We start from the raw sequence: 18,097 nt of genomic DNA on the forward strand, positions 1-18,097 counted from the left end.
GCTACCAAGTGTAGAGCATGACTCGTGCCAAGCTGTTGTTCTTGTGTACAAGCCCCGAAAATTCAAGCCATTGCACGTTTCGGGGCCTGTTGCAGGAACGCCAATGTACGGACTTCCGAACGCGCGGCGAATTAGTGTTCGGTAATCCGAACGTGCGTTTAGCCTCAGGTGACTAGAACTAACTAATTAACACCTTGGGTATGACGGACGGGGGTTTCTTGTTTCCTTTTAACCGAGGAAGCAGACATGACCCCCTTGATAGAAGATGAAGGAGCGTCCCACTCCATCGATACCCTGATTGCCGCGCAGTTGCCGGCCTGGGCGAAGAATGCCTCCGTCGAGGCGCTGCGATCCCTGCGAGCGGCCTTGATCAGTGAGCAGCATAGCGCCGAACAGGTCAGGCTGTTGTTGGGCCGTGTTCCTGACCTGGCGGATTTCTGCGCGCCCCTGCTGGAGAAGGCCATTCTCAGGAAGCATGGCGTGCGGGTTAACGCCAGAACCGCGAAACTGTCCACGGTCGTACGCAAGACGGTGGCTTTCGTATTTCCCCACGTTCCGGTGGAAAGGGTCGTAAGGATGGGCTCGCTGCCTTTACTGGCTGCGGCGCTGCATAATTTTGCCGAGGACGAATTGCAGCACCGGTCTCGCATTCGACGAAGGCTGGAAACTCACACTGGCGCTGCGTTGCCTATTTCGTTCGTGCAGTTCGCCAGGCTGTGCCGTGAGCTGGATCTGGGCGGTCGCTATCAAGCTGCCCTGCGTGAGCTGCTGTTGCCCGCGGATGCTGAAGGTGATGCTTCGGGGCAAGCTCGACAGGCGGTTGAGCGTGTGCTGGAAGAGGCCCAGCGGACAGCCATGGAAGCAGCCGTGCGGCTTGCCACCCTCCAGGGGCAGCTCGACGAGCGCAGCTATCTGCAGATGCTCAGGGTGTTTTCGCCCAAGGCAATCGTACCGGCCGATACCCGCGTGCTCGTGATGCGTCAGCTGCTGTTGCTAGGCAAACGGGTACGAGGTGTGGTCGTCGTCGAAGCGCGGGATAGCGACGGCGGCGCCCTGAGAAACCTCATCGTCTGGGTACCGGGCGATCCTGTCAGGGCTGTGCAGTCATGCCGAAACTGGGAAGCGGTATACCAGCTCTTTGGACTGCGCTTGCGCGAGTCGAGCTATGCGCAGTTTTTCATGCGATTCATCACGGAACGCGATCGCATGGTGTTCTCGGCGAGCCTACGCCGTCTGCATGCCGATACCGCAAAAGGTGTCGCGCTGCAGTTGGATGGCCGGAACCTGCCAATCGACCAGCCCATCTTTGCCTATCTACGCGCCCAGCGCATCGAAAAGATTCTCGACGATGCCAGAGTCCTCGCGGTTCCCACCGGCGATGAAGACGCCGCGACGCGAAGCGCTCGGCTGGCCGCCTACGAGAGTACCGGCCTGACCCTTCTGGGTCTGGCTGGCCTGTTCGTACCGGTGCTGGGAGAGGTCATGCTGGGCGTTGCGGCTGTACAGATGGCCGATGAAGTGTACGAAGGCTACCAGGACTGGAAGTTGGGTGACCGTGAAGCGGCCATGGGGCATCTGTTCGCAGTGGCGGAAAACCTGGTGGTCGGCGCAGCGATTGGTGTTGGCGTCTCGGCAGCGGCTCAGGTGGTCAAACGCGTGGCTTTCGTCGATGAATTGGTGCCGGTCTGGTCGGGTGCCAAGCGCCTGAAACTCTGCTCGGGCGACATGCAGCCCTACCGGGTCGAGGCAAAGCAAGCGCACCTCGCCGGTCAGCCACCGGAGCCGTTGCCCTGGCCAGAGCACGCCTTTGAACTTGCGCATGCCGAGGATAAACAGGGTCTGGTGATCAAGCATCCGACGCGTGCCAGCGCCTATCGGCCGCAGATCGAACGCAATGGCAGTGGGGGCTGGCGCCATTCCCTGGAGCAGCCTCAGGAATGGGCCGGTGAAGTGCACCTGTTGCGAAGGTTGGCCGCTAACTTCATCGACTTGAGCGACGAACAAGCAAGGGCGCTGATCGACTGCACCGGCTTCGATGAGGCGCAGCTGCGCCGCTTGCATGTGGAAAACGCGCCTGCACCTGCGCGGCTTCAGGATGCGCTGGAACGCCACCGGTTGCACACCTTGTATCCGAAGGTGGCGGACGAAGTGTTCGAGTTACTGATTGCCCAGGCCCAGGACGCAGAGGAGGTGGAGGACCGGGTATTGCGTCGAGACTTTCCCGGGTTGTCGGTGCGAGGCGCGAAGGAAATTCGCCGGCAAGCCGATGGACAGGATCTGGAGCAGCTTGCATCGACCGGGCGTGTGCCTTTGGCCGTGGCGGAAAGGGTACGCTGGTTCATCCGCGACAGCCGCCTTGATCGAGCCTGTGCCGGGCTCCGACAACCCCAGGCCCTCAACGCCGACAGCGAAAAACTGGCGCTTGGCTTGGTCCATGAACTGGCGCCATGGCCTGCGTCGCTCCGTGTCGAGTTGCGGGCATTCTTTTCCGAAGGACCACTGCTGAGCCACGTGGGTGCCGATACGGCAGAGGACGTCATCAGCATCATCAGCGACGAAAACGGTTACAGCGTGCAGGATCGGTCCCTCCATCCGCACGTTGCCGGATCAAGCACCGACAGCTTCATGCACGCATTGTTGCTGAGCATGGATGAAAGCCAGAAAAGCGTGTTGGGCGATGCCTCGCTCAACGAACAGCAACTGGTCGACATTCTGGCAGGCTGCGCCCGGGAGCGCCGCGACCTGGCTGCCAAGCTCATCGGGCTGGCGGATATCAGTGCCGGAGTCAGGCCGCCCGTTCGCTTCGCCGACGGTCGCCTCGGCTACCCGCTCAGCGGTCGCGGTGGGAGTCGCGGCCAGGCCAGCAGGCGCGGCATTAGGCAGATATTTCCGACCATCGACGACGTGGAGTTGCAGCAATACCTGCTGGGTCTGATTTCCGATGGCGTCGACCCCTGGACCCACTATCAGTCGTTGCACGGCCAGTGGACGGCTCTGCGCCAGGCGCTGGTCAATTGGCGAGCCGAGTATGGTTCGATGCTCGACTTGTTGCGACGCAGCAGGGTGGCCAACACGATTCGGCGCTGCTGGCGTCGTAAACTGGGGCGGCGAGGCGATGGTACTTATGCATTGGAAGTCCGGGGCGAGCGGTTGAGCGAGTTGCCTGAATTGCCCCTTGGGATCATGTTCGAGCATGTTTCACGCCTGGCGCTGCGAAACATGGAGCTGACGGAAGTCGGCGCTGACTTCCTCGGTCACTTCCCCAATCTCAGGGAGCTCGACCTGCGCCACAATCGCTTGCTCGCGGTTCCGGCAGGTATCGAGCGGTTGACCGAGCTCCGCCTGTTGCGCCTGGACCATAATCATATCGTCCTGACGCCGGCAGACAGTCAGCGCCTGAACGCCTTGCTCAACCTGGAGCGGTTGGAAATCGGTTTCAATCCGCTGGGCAGCGTGCCTGAGGTCCGGCGGTTGCTGAATGTTCGCCAAGTAGGGCTGCGTGCTGCCCAGATAGCCGATGTGCCGGCGCAGATTCAGCAACTGCCTTGGCAGGGGATTGTCGACCTGCGGGAGAACCAGATCCGCCAGGTGCGTCAGGAGGTGCATGGAATGCGCATGCGTGTGCAGCAAATGGCGCTGCACGACAACCCGCTTGATGCCCCCAGCGAACGTTACCTGAATGAGTTGCGCACCCCTGCCTCTCCAGAACAAGTCGTCGCGCACAATCCTTATTACCGGCACCATCTGGTTCGTCAGGCCGAGTTGTCCGAATGGTTGGTTGGTTCGGCCGGTGCGCAACGAACCGAGCGCGAGGTGCTGTGGAGCAACCTTCGCAACGAGCCGGGGGCGGATGATTTCTTCAACTTCCTGGGCGATTTCTCGCGTTCGCCGGACTACCTCAAGCACCCCGCGTATTATCGGGCGCGGGCTTGGAACATTATCGAGGCCTGCGAGCAGGACAGCGAGCTGCGGGAAGTGTTGTTTGAGCAGGCCGGTGGCGTGGCGACCTGCGAAGATCGCTTGCTGTGGCTGTTCAGTGAAATGGAAGTACGCGTCTTGGTGCATCGGCAGACGGCGGGACTGTCGCAGATTCAGAGTGAGTCGGCCCTGATCAAACTGGGGCGTTCACTGTTCAGGCTGCAGGAAGTCAACAGAATTGCCGCCCGTAAGCTCGAGCGACTGCGCCTTACGTACGCAAACGAACCGGACGTCCTGGAACGCATCGACGATATCGAAACCTATCTTGCGTACCGAACTCGCTTGGCAGGCCCGCTCCAGCTACCGGGACAGCCTGTCCGTATGCACTATGAGTCCGAATCATTAGTGACCGCCGAGGACATCAACGTCGCCAGGGCTGAAGTGCTTTCGCTGGAAAACAACGAGACGCTGTCGCGCGCCTTGGCCGATCAGTCGTTTTGGCAAGCATTCCTGCGCGCCACCTATTACCGCAGTTTCAGGGAGCAGGTGGATGCCAGGCGGGCGGCGCTAGAGCTATTGGAGACGCAGGTGGAAAGCGGTGCGATCGACGAGCAAACTTACCTGGAACGCTGCGAAGAGCTCAAGGTCGACCTGCAAGTGCAAGAGCGGGTGCTGGTCCAACGCCTGACAGAGCAGGCCATTGCACGTTGGCCAGTTTGATGTGCCTGTGAAGCCCCCTTGCAGCGCTCGGCGCTGACAAGGGGGCGCTGGGGTTCATGCCGCTTGGGTAGCGTCTGGACGTTCAGTCTTGCGTAGGTAGTCGGCGAGCGCGTGTTGCTCGGCCTGCGTGGTGAACAGGCCAAGTTTGGTTCGACGCCACAGAATGTCCTCGGCGTCCACAGCCCATTCCTGGCTGCGCAGGTAATCGACTTCTCGACCGAACAACCCGCCGCCGATCGCCTGGCCCAGGTCATCCGGCCCTGTTACCCCTTCCAGCAATTGCCAGGTGCGGCTGCCATAGGTCACTGCCCAGCGTTTGGCGATATCCACTGGCAACCAGCCATGGCGGGCGAGTAGGGCATCGACCAGTGCTTGCACGCTGGTCATCTGCTCGCCACCAGGCAACGGCCCGCTGGCGGTCCAGCTGCCGCGCATCTGGCTGAAGAATGGCTTGAGTTCGGCCATGGCCGACTCGGCCAGCTTGCGGTAAGTGGTCAGCTTGCCGCCGAACACCGACAGCAGTGGCGCCTGGCCTTCGGCGCAGGACAATGCCAGGGTGTAGTCGCGGGTGACCGCCGACGGATTGTCCGATTCATCGTTGCACAGCGGGCGCACGCCCGAGTAGGTATGCAGGATGTCGGCGCGGCTAAGCTGATGATTGAAGTGCTGGTTGACCACATTGAGCAGGTAGTCGGTTTCCTGCTCGGTAATGGCAACCTTGGCCGGGTCGCCGCTGTACTCGCGGTCGGTGGTGCCGATCAGGGTAAAGCGGTCGAGATAAGGGATGCAGAACACGATGCGCTGATCTTCGTTCTGCAGGATGTAGGCATGTTCACCTTCGTACAGCCGCGGCACGATCAGATGGCTGCCCTGGATCAGGCGGATGCCGTACGGGGCATCCAGCTTGAGGTCATTCTTGATGAAACTGGCTACCCACGGCCCGGCGGCGTTGACCAGGGCGCGAGCGCGGAGGGTCTGCTGGCTGCCGTCGGCGTGTTGCAGCTCGACTTCCCACACGCCGTCGATACGCTCGGCGCGCAGGCAGCGGGTGCGGGTGCGGATGTGTGCGCCGTTCTCGCGCGCAGCCATGGCGTTGAGCACCACCAGGCGAGCGTCGTCCACGGCGCAATCGGCGTATTCGAAACCACGGGTGATGGAGGGTTTGAGCGGGTAGCCAGGTCCGAAGCGCAGGCTGCGCGAGGCGCCCAGGCGCTTGCGTTTGCCCAGGTGGTCATACAGGAACAGGCCGGCGCGGATCATCCAGGCCGGGCGCAGGTGCGGACGGTGGGGCAGCACGAAGCGCATTGGTTTGACGATGTGTGGGGCCTTGGCCAGCAGGACCTCGCGTTCGGCCAGTGCCTCACGCACCAGCCGGAACTCGTAGTGTTCCAGGTAGCGCAGGCCGCCGTGAATCAGCTTGCTGCTAGCCGAGGAGGTGTGTTGGGCCAAGTCGTCCTTCTCGCAAAGGAACACCTTGAGGCCGCGCCCGGCGGCGTCGGCAGCAATGCCTACGCCATTGATGCCGCCGCCGATCACGGCGAGGTCATAGCAGTCGGCGAGTGCGGGCTGGGACGGAACGGGTTGGGACACGGGCAAGGCCTCCTGAAGCTGCTCACATCGAATATGAACATTAATGTTCGTTTCCGAAAATACTAGCGCAACACAACGCCGGTCGCCAGTCAGTCTTTATAGAAAAAACTGATCAGATGACAGTAAGTGAACAATTTCGAAAATGCAGGGCCGCTGGGCGACCCTGCACGGCTCAGACCACGTCTAGGCGAATCTTGTATTGGTTGAGCAGTTGGGTCAGCGCGGGGGAGGGCGCCTGGTCGGTCACCAGGCAATCGACCAGGCTTATCGAGCCCAGGCGAACCATGGCATTGCGCCCGAACTTGCTGGAGTCGGCGGCGAGGATGACTTGGCGGGCGTTGGCGATTATCGCCTGCGAGACGCGCACTTCCTGGTAGTCGAAGTCCAGCAGGCTGCCGTCTTCATCGATGCCGCTGATACCGACCAGAGCAAAGTCGACCTTGAACTGGTTGATGAAATCGACGCTGGCCTGGCCCACCACGCCGCCATCGCGACGCACCGTACCGCCGGCGACCAGCACCTCGAAATCGTCCTTGGCAGCCAGGATTGCCGCCACATGCAGGTTGTTGGTGATCACCTTCAGGTGATTGTGGTTCAGCAGTGCCCGGGCGATGGATTCGGTCGTGGTGCCGATGTTGATGAACAAGGACGCATGGTCGGGAATCTGCCGCGCCACAGCTTCGGCGATGCGTTGCTTCTCGTCGCGCATCTGGTCGGCGCGCATGGCGTAGGCGGTGTTCTCGACGCTCGAATCGTAGGCCGCTCCACCGTGATAGCGGCGCAGCAGGTTGAGCTCGGCGAGCTGGTTGATGTCGCGACGGATGGTTTGCGGGGTCACGACGTACAACTGCGCCATTTCCTCGATGCTGACATAGCCACGTTCGCGTACCAGCTCGAGAATTTGTTGTTGGCGAGGGGGCAGATTCATGGGCGGTCCTTATGGGCTGCCGGACAAATTCTGCAATGATGCCGTAGGAAGGGGATGACGGCCAGTGGCTGCACGTTACGGCTCATCGACGGTAAGCCGACGTCTACAGGCGTGCGTGCGTTTTCTGTAGGCGTCGGCTTGCCGGCGATGGCTGCGCTGCAGCGTTCTCTGCTGCGATCAGGCGTCGTGGTCTTCCCAGTCACGGGTGCGCTCGACCGCTTTTTTCCACCCTGCGTACAGCGTCTCTTTCTGCGTCTCGTCAAGCTGAGGGCTGAACTCGCGCTCGATGATGGCCTTGTCGCGCAACTCGTCCAGACCACTCCAGAAACCACATGCCAGCCCTGCTAGGTAGGCAGCGCCGAGCGCGGTGGTTTCGCGCATTTTCGGACGTTCGACGCAGGTGCCGAGGATGTCTGCCTGGAACTGCATCAGGAAGTTGTTGGCCACTGCACCGCCGTCCACGCGCAGCTCGGAAAGGCGCTGGCCGCAATCCTGCTGCATGGCGTCGAGCACATCGCGGGTCTGGTACGCGATCGACTCGAGTGCGGCACGAATGATGTGGTCGACTTTCACGCCACGGGTCAGGCCGAACAGCGCGCCGCGGGCGTAAGGGTCCCAGTACGGGGCGCCCAGGCCTGTGAATGCGGGTACCAGGTAAACGCCGTTGCTGTCCTTGACCTTGCTGGCGAAGTACTCGGTATCCAGCGCATCGTTGACGATCTTCAACTCGTCACGCAGCCACTGCACGGTGGAGCCGCCATTGAACACGGCGCCCTCCAGCGCGTAGGCCACTTCACCTTTCGGCCCACAGGCGATGGTGGTCAGCAGGCCATGGGACGACTTGACGGCCTGGCTGCCAGTGTTCATCAGCAGGAAGCAACCGGTGCCATAGGTATTCTTCGCTTGGCCCGGCTCCACGCACATCTGGCCGAACAGCGCCGATTGCTGGTCACCGGCGATACCGGCGATGGCGATACCGCTCTTGGTCTGGCCGTAGACCTCCGAAGAAGGACGTACCTCAGGCAGCATTTGGCGCGGGATGCCGAGAATATCCAGCAGTTTGTCGTCCCACTGCAGCGTGTGGATGTTGAACATCAGGGTGCGCGAGGCGTTGGTGTAGTCGGTGACGTGCACCTTGCCACCGGAGAATTTCCAGATCAGCCAGGTGTCGACGGTACCGAACAACAGTTCGCCACGCTCGGCCCGTTCGCGGACGCCTTCGACATTGTCCAGAATCCACTTCAGTTTAGTGCCGGAGAAGTACGGGTCGGTCACCAGGCCTGTGGTGTCGCGAATGTACGTTTCATGGCCATCACGCTTGAGCTGGGCACAGATTTCAGTGCTGCGGCGGCACTGCCAGACGATGGCGTTGTAAACCGGGCGACCGGTTTCCTTGTCCCAGACCACCGTGGTTTCACGCTGGTTGGTGATGCCCAGTGCGGCGACCTGCGCATGGCTGATTCCAGCCTGTGCCAGTGCCTCGACCATGGTCGCGCTCTGGGTGGCGAAGATTTCCATGGGGTCGTGCTCGACCCACCCGGCTTGCGGGTAGTGTTGGGCGAACTCTCGCTGTGAGGTGCCGACCACGTTGGCATCGCGGTCGAAAATGATAGCCCGCGAACTGGTAGTGCCCTGGTCCAGGGCGATGATGTAGTTCTTATCCTGGGTGTCTGTCATGGTCGTAGGCCTTGCAAATGGGTTAGGTCAGGGCTCGGGCGGGCGAAATCGCGCGGCGCCGGTATCAGTTGACTTGAGTATCGCCCTGGGGATTGTCGTTTGTCTCCGAGGTCACGGTTTGCGCCGCTGGCAGGTTGCGGGCGATCAGGCCACGGTACAGCGCAGCGCCCAGGCAAGCACCGAAGATCGGGGCGAATACCGGAACCAGGAAATAAGGGATGTCACGTCCGCCAGTGAAGGCGATTTCGCCCCAGCCGGCCAGGAAGGTCATCAGCTTGGGCCCGAAATCACGGGCTGGGTTCATCGCGAAACCGGTCAGTGGGCCCATGGCACTGCCGATCACGGCAATCAGCAGGCCGATCAGCAGTGGGGCCATGGCGCCACGGGGCAGGCCGTTGTTGTCGTCGGTCAGGGCCATGATCACGGCCATCAGGATGGCGGTGATCACCACTTCGACCAGAAAGGCCTGGCCGATGGACAGCGAAGGATGCGGGTAGGTCGAGAACACCGACGCCAGTTCAAGACTGGCCTGGCTGCCACGCAACATTGCGTGAGCCTGTTCGAAATCGAAGAACAGGTTGCTGTAGAGGGTATACACCAGCGCCGCACCACAGAACGCGCCGCACACCTGGGCGAGCATGTAGAACGGCAACTTGCGTTTGTCGAAGGCGGCGAACAGGGTGAGGGCGATGCTCACGGCCGGGTTCAGGTGCGCACCGGAAATACCGGCGGTGAGGTAGATCGCCATGCTCACGCCGACGCCCCAGATGATGCTGATTTCCCAGAGCCCGAAGCTGGCGCCCGCGACTTTCAGGGCTGCAACGCAGCCAGTGCCGAAGAAGATGAGTAGCGCCGTTCCGAGGAATTCGGCCAGGCATTGGCTGGACAGTGTGGGTTCGCGAAGAGCAGTCGTCATGTATGACCTCGTTTTTTTTGTTGTGAGGCGCTTGGCGCTCGACAGCAAAGCCCGGCGTCTATCCCCATTGACGACGGGCGGGTACAGGAAAATGCACCTTATAAGTGCACCATTTATTCACAAACGAAAAAATATAGACAAGAAACGCTGATGTCAAAGGTCGAAAGTGAACGGTCAGTCACGAATTGGCCGACTATTACAGGCGTGACTCCGCATGCTAGAGAGGCGCGTCCGCTCTGCGCTGGCTGGCTTGTGGGATTTATCCTAAAGTAGCCGCCGACCTGTCCCAGACCGGAGTGCTGCATGACCCCCGCCCTCGACTTGCTTAAAAAAGTGCGTGCCGAACATCGTGTGCACAGTTATGAACATGACCCCAAATCAGCCTCTTACGGGCTTGAAGCCGCCGAGAAGCTGGGGCTCGACCCGCAGCAGGTGTTCAAGACCCTATTGGCCAGCAGTGAGAAGGGGGAATTGCTGGTGGCCGTGGTGCCGGTGGTCGGTACCCTGGACTTGAAGGCCCTGGCCCAAGCGGCGGGGGTGAAGAAGTGCGAGATGGCCGACCCGGCGGTGGCCCAGCGCGCTACCGGCTACCTGGTCGGCGGTATCAGCCCTCTCGGGCAGAAGAAGCGGTTGCGCACATTCATCGACGAATCCGCGCAGCAGTTCCCAAGCATTCATGTCAGCGCCGGGCGGCGGGGGCTCGAGGTGGAGTTGGCGGCGGCAGTGTTGGCCGAGCATACCCAGGGCAAGTTCGCTGGGATTGGTCGAGGCTGAAGCTGGGCTGGTTCCCTGGCGGGCGGCGTGGTCCGCTCGGGCGTGCCGGAGGATCGCAGGTGATGGGCCGCAAGGCGGCCCTTCCAGGCTGTGAAATCAGGTTGCGGAACTGTACCGGCGAACCCCGTTTTCCTGACGCAGCAGCTGCGCCGCCACGCTACCAGGTACCGCGAAGAGCACCAGGTGGTCTGCCTTCACGGCAATGCCGACATCCTGGCCGACCTGATGATCGATATGGCTGGGGAAGATCGCCTCGAGCTGGCTGCCCGTGGGCAGTTGCAGACGGTACAGGGTCGAAGCGCCCAGGAAACTCTTGCCGACGATATTGGCGCGCAGCTCGCTGTCCGGGTCCGGCACGATATCGTCAGGACGCAGCAGCACGTCTACCGAGCTGCCTATGGCCATGGTGTAGGCCCGATTGCCACGCAGCTCGCCCAATTCGGTGTTGACCGACTCATGGCTACTCATCTGGCCACGGATGAAATAGCCCTGGCCAATGAAGCTGGCCACGAACGGGGTCTGCGGTTCGTGGTAAAGGTTGTACGGTGTATCCCACTGCTCCAGGCGGCCTTCCTTGAACACGCCTACGTGGTCACTGACGGCAAAGGCTTCTTCCTGGTCGTGGGTGACCAGAATGGCGCTGGTACCACGGCTCTTGAGAATGTCACGGACCTCGTGGCTCAACCGGCGACGCAATTCCACGTCGAGGTTGGAGAAAGGTTCGTCGAGCAGCAATAGCTGAGGCTCGGGTGCCAGGGCGCGCGCCAAGGCTACACGCTGTTGCTGGCCACCGGACAGCTCATGGGGGTAACGACCGCCCAGGCCGCCCAGCTTGACCAGATCGAGCATCTCCTCGATCACGTCGCCCTGGCGCGGGTGCTTGGCAATGCCGAAAGCGATGTTCTGCGCCACGGTCAGGTGTGGGAACAGGGCGTAGTCCTGGAACACCATGCCAATGCGGCGTTTCTCGGGTGCCAGGGTGAACCCAGCACGGGATATGACCTCGCCAGCCAACTGGATCTCGCCTTCATGGACCGGCTCGAAGCCGGCGATGGCGCGCAAGGTGGTGGTCTTGCCGCAACCGGATGAACCCAGCAGGCAACCGATGTCGCCTGCGTTCAGGTGCAGGTTGAGGTTTTGAACGATGCGCTGCTCGCCATAGCCGCAGGCGAGGTCGCGCAGGTTGAGCAGTAGGGGTTGACTCATGCGTGGTGGTAAGCCGGTTCTACAAGGAATTCGAGAAGCGCCTTCTGTGCATGCAGCCGGTTTTCAGCTTCGTCCCAGGCGACCGAACGAGGGTCGTCGAGCAGGTCCTGGCTGATTTCCTCGCCACGGTGGGCAGGCAGGCAGTGCATGAAGAGGACATCGGGTGCCGCCAGGTCGAGCAGTTCGCGGGTGACCTGGTAAGGCGCGAAATGCGCCAGGCGCCGTGCAGTTTCCTCCTCCTGCCCCATGGAAGTCCAGACATCGGTGGTCACCAGGTGCGCGCCACGCACCGCTTCCTTCGGATCGCGGACGATCTGTATGCGGTCGCCGCCCAGGTCGAGGAAACGCTGCTCGGGCTCGTAGCCTTCCGGGCAGGCGATACGCAGTTGGAAATCGAACTGCACTGCAGCCTCGATGTAGGAGTTGCACATGTTGAAACCATCGCCGACCCAGGCCACGGTCTTACCCTGGATCGCGCCACGGTGCTCAAGGAAAGTTTGCATGTCGGCCAGCAGCTGGCACGGGTGCGATTCATCTGACAGACCGTTGATCACCGGAACACGGGAGTTGGCGGCGAACTCGGTGAGGGTGCTGTGGGCATGGGTACGGATCATCACCGCATCGAGCATGCGCGACATGACGATGGCGCTGTCGGCGATCGGTTCGCCACGGCCCAGCTGGGTATCACGCGGCGACAGGAAGATGGCCTGGCCGCCAAGCTGGATCATGCCGGCTTCGAACGACAGGCGGGTACGGGTCGAGGACTTCTCGAAGATCATCCCCAGCACGCGGTTTTTCAGCGGTTCGAACAGCACGCCTCGGTTACGCAGGTCCTTCAGCTCGATGCCTCGACGGATCACGCCGAGCAATTCGTCAGCTGTGAAATCCATCAGGGAGAGAAAGTGCCTAGCGCTCATGATTGACTACCTTATCTGCAACGGTATGCAGGTCGACCGTATGGTTTTTTTGACAACGGGAGTGACCTGCGGCGTAAGCCGCACGGGGCGGACGAAATAGGGAAAGGCGCAATACTATAATTAAATGTCGCCTGAAACCAAGAGGGAGAACAGCAGCTCTGTTGCAAAGGGTGTCGTAACCCGCTGAGCCTGTGCTGTTTTTTATTTGCTACACAGGTTGTACACGGCTTGCTGGCAATTTGGCAAATGGATGTCGCGAATCGTGCGCTTGATGTCGGGGGATTCATGGGACGAAGCGCGCTGGCCGCCGGCTCGGGCTGGGCGCATAGTCGTGCCTGGACAACTACAAGGCAGAGGCGGCCATGACCAAGACCCTGCATCACCGTGCCTGTCACCTGTGCGAGGCCATTTGCGGCCTGAGCATCGAAATTAGCCATGAGGCCGACGGGCGGGCGCGAATCAGTTCGATCAAGGGCGACGCCCAAGACCCATTCAGCCGGGGTCATATCTGCCCCAAGGCGGTGGCGCTGCAGGACATCCAGGACGACCCCGACCGGTTGCGCGTGCCTCATCGGCGCATCGGCGACCGTTGGCAGCCGATCAGTTGGCAGGAGGCCTTCGCCCTTGCCGCGGACAAGCTCTGGTCGGTGCAGCAGGCCCATGGTCGTAACGCCGTGGCGGTCTACCAAGGCAACCCCAGCGTGCACAACTATGGGTTGATGACCCACAGCAACTACTTCCTGGGCTTGCTCAAGACCCGCAACCGCTATTCCGCCACCTCGGTGGACCAGCTTCCACAGCACCTCACCAGCCACTTGATGTACGGCCACGGCTTGCTCCTGCCGATCCCGGACATCGACCACACAGACTTCATGCTGATCCTGGGTGGCAACCCGTTGGCATCGAACGGCAGCATCATGACCGTGCCGGATGTGGAAAAACGTCTGAAGACGCTGCGCGCCAGGGGGGGAAGGCTGGTGGTGGTCGACCCTCGGCGTAGCGAGACGGCCGCCATGGCGGATCGTCATCTGTTCGTGCGCCCCGGTGGCGACGCCGCGTTGTTGTGCGGCTTGCTCAACACTTTGTTCGATGAAGGGTTGGCCCGGGGCTCGCATCTGCCGGTCAATGGTTTGGAACAGGTCATTGAAGCGATCTCACCCTTCACCGCAGAGAAGATGAGCGCCGTCTGTGGCATCCCTGCCACTGACATCCGCCAACTGGCGCGTGATTTCGCCGCTGCGGACACGGCCGTGTGCTATGGCCGCATGGGCGTATCGACCCAGGCCTTCGGCAGTCTCTGCCATTGGCTGGTGCAATTGATCAACCTGGTCACCGGCAACCTCGACCGTGTCGGAGGGGCGTTGTGTACCGAGCCTGCGGTCGATCTGGTGGCCAGCACCTCGGGCGGTCACTTCAATGCATGGCAGAGTCGCGTATCGGGCCTGCCTGAGTATGGCGGAGAGTTGCCGGTGGCGGCGTTGGCCGAGGAAATGCTCACGCCTGGGGAGGGACAGATCCGGGCGTTGATAACCGTAGCTGGCAACCCGGTGCTGTCCACGCCCAATGGCCGACAGCTGGATTCGGCGCTGGACAGGCTCGAGTTCATGCTTAGCATCGACCTTTACATCAACGAGACCACCCGCCATGCCGATCTGATCCTGCCATCGACCTCGGCGCTGGAAAATGATCACTACGACACCACCTTCAACCTACTGGCAGTGCGCAACGTCACCCGCTTCAACCGGGCGATCCTGCCCAAGCCAGAGGGGGCGCTGCATGACTGGGAGATTTTTGTCGGCCTGGCTCGCGCCTTCGCCGAACGCGCAGGCCTGGAGCTCAAGCCGACCCTTGCCCCGGCGCAGATGATCGACATGGCGCTGCGCAAAGGGCGCTATGGCGAGGCGTCGTCCTGGGGGCTTTCTTTGGACGCGCTTTTGGAGTACCCCCATGGCCTGGACCTGGGGCCGCTGCGGGCCAACCTTGGGACGCGCCTGCGCACCGAGAGCCAGGCCGTCGAGGCGGCGCCCCAGGTGTTGCTGGACGATTTGCACCGGCTTGCCTTGCAAGCGCCGCCACCGGCGGGGGAGCTGCTGCTGATCGGGCGGCGCCATGTCCGCAGCAACAACTCGTGGATGCACAATTACCAGCGCCTGGTCAAAGGCAAGCCACGCCATCATTTGCTGATGCACCCAGAGGACCTGCAGCAGCGGCAGTTGGAGAGTGGGCAGCGTGTGCGTATCCGATCGCGCACCGGCACGCTCGAAGTCGAAGTACTGGCCTGCGAGGACATGATGCCGGGCGTCGTCAGCCTGCCCCATGGCTATGGCCATGGCCGCCAGGGCGTGCAACTGCAGATCGCCCATGGACAACCCGGGGTCAGCGCCAACGACCTGACCGACGAGCATTTGCGCGATCAGGTTTCGGGTAACGCAGCTCTCAATGGCGTGCCGGTACAAGTGGAGGCCGCTTGAGCAATGGTAAGGCCGAGCACGCCGCTCGGCTTTCCGTTACAATGCGTCACCGTGCCGACGACCGTGTCGGAAAGTTCAGCCGAGGTGCTACATGGATATCATCGAAACGATCAAAGAGCAGATTGCCAACAACACCATTCTGCTTTACATGAAAGGCTCGCCGAATGCCCCGCAGTGTGGCTTCTCTGCGCGTGCCTCGCAGGCTGTGATGGGTTGCGGCGAGAAGTTCGCCTACGTCGACATCCTGCAGAACCCGGAAATCCGCGCCAACCTGCCTAAATACGCCAACTGGCCAACCTTCCCGCAACTGTGGGTGGCCGGCGAGCTGGTCGGCGGTAGCGACATCATGCTGGAAATGTTCGAAAAGGGTGAGCTGCAGACCCTGATCAAGGACGCGGCTGCCAAGGCCAAGGCTTCCGAAGCCTGATTGCTCCCAGGCATAAAAAAACCCGCTTGATGCGGGTTTTTTTATGGGGGTAGAAATTTATTCTTCGCCCATCTGCGATTGCAGGTAGTTCTCGATGCCGATCTTGTCGATCAGGCCCAGCTGAGTTTCCAGCCAGTCGATGTGTTCTTCCTCGGCTTCGAGGATGTCTTCAAGCAGATCGCGCGAACCGAAGTCGCCGGCCGTTTCGCAATGAGCGATGGCTGCCTTCAGGTCGATAAGACCTTTCTGCTCGATCTTCAGGTCGCACTCGAGCATTTCCTTGGTGTGTTCGCCGATCAGCAGCTTGCCGAGGTCCTGGACGTTGGGGATGCCTTCGAGGAAGAGAATCCGCTTGATCAGCTTGTCTGCATGCTTCATCTCGTCGATGGATTCTTTGTACTCGTGCTTGCCGAGCTTGTTCAGACCCCAATCTTCGTACATGCGCGCGTGCAGGAAGTACTGGTTGATTGCGACCAGCTCGTTTCCGAGGATCTTGTTGAGATGCTGGATGACGCTTACGTCGCCTTTCATGTCGGGTTCCTGCCCTGTAGAAGTGTGCCAATACTGCGAAGTTTGAGCCTGATGCCGGGGGCTGTCAAACCTAAGTTATTGAATAATAAATAAAAATTAATAGGAATAAGAATGTTTGTGAACCGCGTTAGAGCGCTAACTTATTGAATTGCGGGCATAAAAAAACCGGACGCAAGGTCCGGTTCTTCGAATTCGGGCAAATCAGGCAGCGGTAAATTCAACGGGGTAGGGCAGGGCGGCGTGTTGGCTTGCCTGGATTTCGGTCAGGGTCTCACGGACGACCTGTTTGGCTAGGCAAGCGCATTTGCCACATTGGCTGGCGACGTTGGTCGCGGTTCGCACTTCCTTGTAGCTGCAGCATCCTTCATAGATCGCATCGCGGATCTGTCCGTCGGTAACGCCGACACAAAGACACACATACATAGAGGCTGACCATCGCTGGTTGGGTCGATGGGGGGAGCTTAATGTTAATGAGAATGCTTGTCAAAGGACTTTCGGAAAGGTGCGCGCTTGAGCGACCGGCGGTTGGATTCGGACTGTCACCGCAAGCCGTGTATGATGGACGGCCTTTGTTGGATGTCGGGCAAGCCAGCCTTGCACCGGCAAACGATTCTTCACCCTCATCAGGAGATAGCAATGAGCGTACTCGTTGGTAAAAAAGCCCCCGACTTCACCGTCCCCGCCGTACTGGGCAACGGCGAGATCGTCGACAGCTTCAACCTGGCTTCGGCCATCAAGGGCAAGTACGGCCTGGTGTTCTTCTACCCGCTGGACTTCACCTTCGTCTGCCCGTCCGAGCTGATCGCCCTGGACAACCGCATTCCTGACTTCCAGGCACGTAACGTTGAAGTGATCGGCGTGTCGATCGACTCGCACTTCACCCACAACGCCTGGCGTAACACCCCGGTGAACAGCGGCGGTATCGGTCAAGTCAAGTACACCCTGGCCGCTGACATCACTCACGAAATCTGCAAAGCCTACGACGTCGAGTCCGAAGGCGGCGTGGCCTTCCGTGGCGCCTTCCTGATCGACACCAACGGTGTGGTTCGTTCGCAGATCGTCAACGACCTGCCACTGGGCCGCAACATGGACGAACTGCTGCGTCTGGTCGACGCTCTGCAATTCCACGAAGAGCACGGCGAAGTCTGCCCTGCCAACTGGAAAAAAGGCGACCAGGGCATGACCGCTTCGCCGGAAGGCGTTGCTGCCTACCTGAGCGAGAACGCTGGCAAGCTGTAATTGCCGCGTGCATGAAAAAACCGGCCTAAGTGGCCGGTTTTTTTTGCTGCACTTTTCGGGAGTGCCGTGCGCTCGCGACACAAGGTCGCTCCCACACTGGGTGTGGAAACGACCCTGGCATTCGACTCAATCGTTGAAATCCCGCCAGCCGCCCATTTCCTTCCAGCGGTTGACGATGCCGCAGAACAGCTCGGCCGTCTTCTCGGTGTCGTAACGCGCCGAGTGCGCTTCACGGCCGTCGAAGTCGATGTCAGCGCTCTGGCAGGCACGTGCCAGCACGGTCTGACCATAGGCCAGGCCCGCCAGGGTGGCCGTGTCGAAGCTGGAGAACGGGTGGAATGGATTGCGCTTGATGTCGTTGCGCGCCACGGCAGCGTTGAGGAAGCCCAGGTCGAAGCTGCTGTTGTGCCCGACCAGGATCGCCCGTTTGCAGCCGTTAGCCTTGAGCGCCTTGCGCACGCCTCGGAAAATGTCCGTCAGCGCGCTGTCCTCGCTGACCGCCATGCGCAGCGGGTGGTCCAGCTTGATGCCAGTGAACTCCAGGGCCGCCGGCTCGATGTTGGCGCCTTCAAAGGGCTCCACGCGGTGAAAATAGGTGTGCTCGGGGAAGAGGAAGCCTTTCTCGTCCATGCCGATGGTGACAGCGGCGATTTCCAGCAACGCGTCGGTGGCGCTGTTGAAGCCACCGGTCTCGACATCCACCACCACGGGCAGGTAGCCACGGAAGCGTTCGGCCATCGGATGACGTGGGCCGCCGCTGACCTGACCGTCCTGGTCGTCTTC

General features: G+C 61.0%; 14 protein-coding genes. 5 read left to right on the forward strand and 9 right to left on the reverse strand.

Annotated features, from left to right (window positions below):
• The first annotated feature begins 246 nt into the window (after nt 1-246).
• Nucleotides 247-4,638 carry an NEL-type E3 ubiquitin ligase domain-containing protein gene (locus tag H620_RS0113045; RefSeq protein WP_027907470.1) on the forward strand — a complete coding sequence of 1,464 codons (4,392 nt, stop codon included), beginning with the start codon at nt 247-249 and terminating at the stop codon, nt 4,636-4,638.
• Nucleotides 4,639-4,692: 54 nt separating this feature from the next.
• Here H620_RS0113045 and glpD read toward each other — a convergent pair whose 3' ends face one another.
• The 4 genes from glpD to H620_RS0113065 all read right to left on the reverse strand — a co-directional run bounded on the left by glpD (nt 4,693) and on the right by H620_RS0113065 (nt 9,749).
• Entirely contained in the window at nt 4,693-6,228 is a 1,536-nt protein-coding gene (gene glpD, locus H620_RS0113050) for a glycerol-3-phosphate dehydrogenase (RefSeq protein ID WP_023379015.1), read from the reverse strand.
• A 172-nt stretch (nt 6,229-6,400) separates the two neighbouring features.
• Nucleotides 6,401-7,156 carry a DNA-binding transcriptional repressor GlpR gene (glpR, locus tag H620_RS0113055; RefSeq protein WP_023379017.1) on the reverse strand — a complete coding sequence of 252 codons (756 nt, stop codon included), beginning with the start codon at nt 7,154-7,156 and terminating at the stop codon, nt 6,401-6,403.
• Nucleotides 7,157-7,333: 177 nt separating this feature from the next.
• A complete protein-coding gene (gene glpK / locus H620_RS0113060; RefSeq protein ID WP_023379018.1) occupies nt 7,334-8,833 on the reverse strand; it encodes a glycerol kinase GlpK in 1,500 nt (499 codons plus the stop codon).
• Nucleotides 8,834-8,897: 64 nt separating this feature from the next.
• On the reverse strand, nt 8,898-9,749 hold the full coding sequence (locus H620_RS0113065; RefSeq protein ID WP_023379019.1) for an MIP/aquaporin family protein: 852 nt from the start codon (nt 9,747-9,749) through the stop codon (nt 8,898-8,900).
• A gap of 303 nt (nt 9,750-10,052) precedes the next feature.
• Here H620_RS0113065 and ybaK point away from each other — a divergent pair, with 303 nt between their 5' ends.
• Complete coding sequence (gene ybaK / locus H620_RS0113070; RefSeq protein WP_023379020.1) at nt 10,053-10,523, forward strand: Cys-tRNA(Pro) deacylase; 471 nt, start codon at nt 10,053-10,055, stop codon at nt 10,521-10,523.
• 96 nt (nt 10,524-10,619) lie between these two features.
• Here ybaK and H620_RS0113075 read toward each other — a convergent pair whose 3' ends face one another.
• Nucleotides 10,620-11,729, reverse strand: a complete 1,110-nt coding sequence (locus H620_RS0113075; RefSeq protein ID WP_023379021.1) for an ABC transporter ATP-binding protein — start codon at nt 11,727-11,729, stop codon at nt 10,620-10,622.
• Nucleotides 11,726-12,646 carry an ornithine carbamoyltransferase gene (gene argF / locus H620_RS0113080; protein WP_023379022.1) on the reverse strand — a complete coding sequence of 307 codons (921 nt, stop codon included), beginning with the start codon at nt 12,644-12,646 and terminating at the stop codon, nt 11,726-11,728. The genes H620_RS0113075 and argF overlap by 4 nt, the downstream gene beginning before the upstream one ends.
• A 362-nt stretch (nt 12,647-13,008) precedes the next feature.
• On the opposite strand from argF, the gene H620_RS0113085 reads away from it, so the two are divergent.
• Both H620_RS0113085 and grxD read left to right on the forward strand, forming a co-directional pair.
• The gene (locus H620_RS0113085; protein WP_023379023.1) at nt 13,009-15,117 is read left to right on the forward strand and encodes a molybdopterin oxidoreductase family protein; all 2,109 of its coding nucleotides are present in this window, start codon (nt 13,009-13,011) and stop codon (nt 15,115-15,117) included.
• A gap of 91 nt (nt 15,118-15,208) precedes the next feature.
• Complete coding sequence (gene grxD, locus H620_RS0113090; protein ID WP_010952251.1) at nt 15,209-15,544, forward strand: Grx4 family monothiol glutaredoxin; 336 nt, start codon at nt 15,209-15,211, stop codon at nt 15,542-15,544.
• A gap of 57 nt (nt 15,545-15,601) precedes the next feature.
• Here the strand turns inward: grxD and bfr are convergent, their stop codons facing one another.
• Complete coding sequence (bfr, locus tag H620_RS0113095; protein ID WP_023379024.1) at nt 15,602-16,075, reverse strand: bacterioferritin; 474 nt, start codon at nt 16,073-16,075, stop codon at nt 15,602-15,604.
• A 201-nt stretch (nt 16,076-16,276) separates the two neighbouring features.
• A complete protein-coding gene (locus H620_RS26485; protein ID WP_023379025.1) occupies nt 16,277-16,498 on the reverse strand; it encodes a bacterioferritin-associated ferredoxin in 222 nt (73 codons plus the stop codon).
• Between the two features lie 213 nt (nt 16,499-16,711).
• Between H620_RS26485 and H620_RS0113100 the strand changes: the two genes are divergently transcribed.
• Nucleotides 16,712-17,314, forward strand: coding sequence for a peroxiredoxin (locus H620_RS0113100; protein WP_023379026.1), 603 nt, complete (start codon nt 16,712-16,714; stop codon nt 17,312-17,314).
• 126 nt (nt 17,315-17,440) lie between these two features.
• Here the strand turns inward: H620_RS0113100 and rnt are convergent, their stop codons facing one another.
• Nucleotides 17,441-18,052 (reverse strand): ribonuclease T, encoded by a 612-nt coding sequence (gene rnt, locus H620_RS0113105; RefSeq protein WP_238346502.1) that lies wholly within the window; start codon nt 18,050-18,052, stop codon nt 17,441-17,443.
• Nucleotides 18,053-18,097 lie beyond the last annotated feature (45 nt).

Origin of the sequence: Pseudomonas taiwanensis DSM 21245 (assembly GCF_000425785.1) — a bacterium.
Taxonomy (GTDB): Bacteria; Pseudomonadota; Gammaproteobacteria; order Pseudomonadales; family Pseudomonadaceae; genus Aquipseudomonas; species Aquipseudomonas taiwanensis.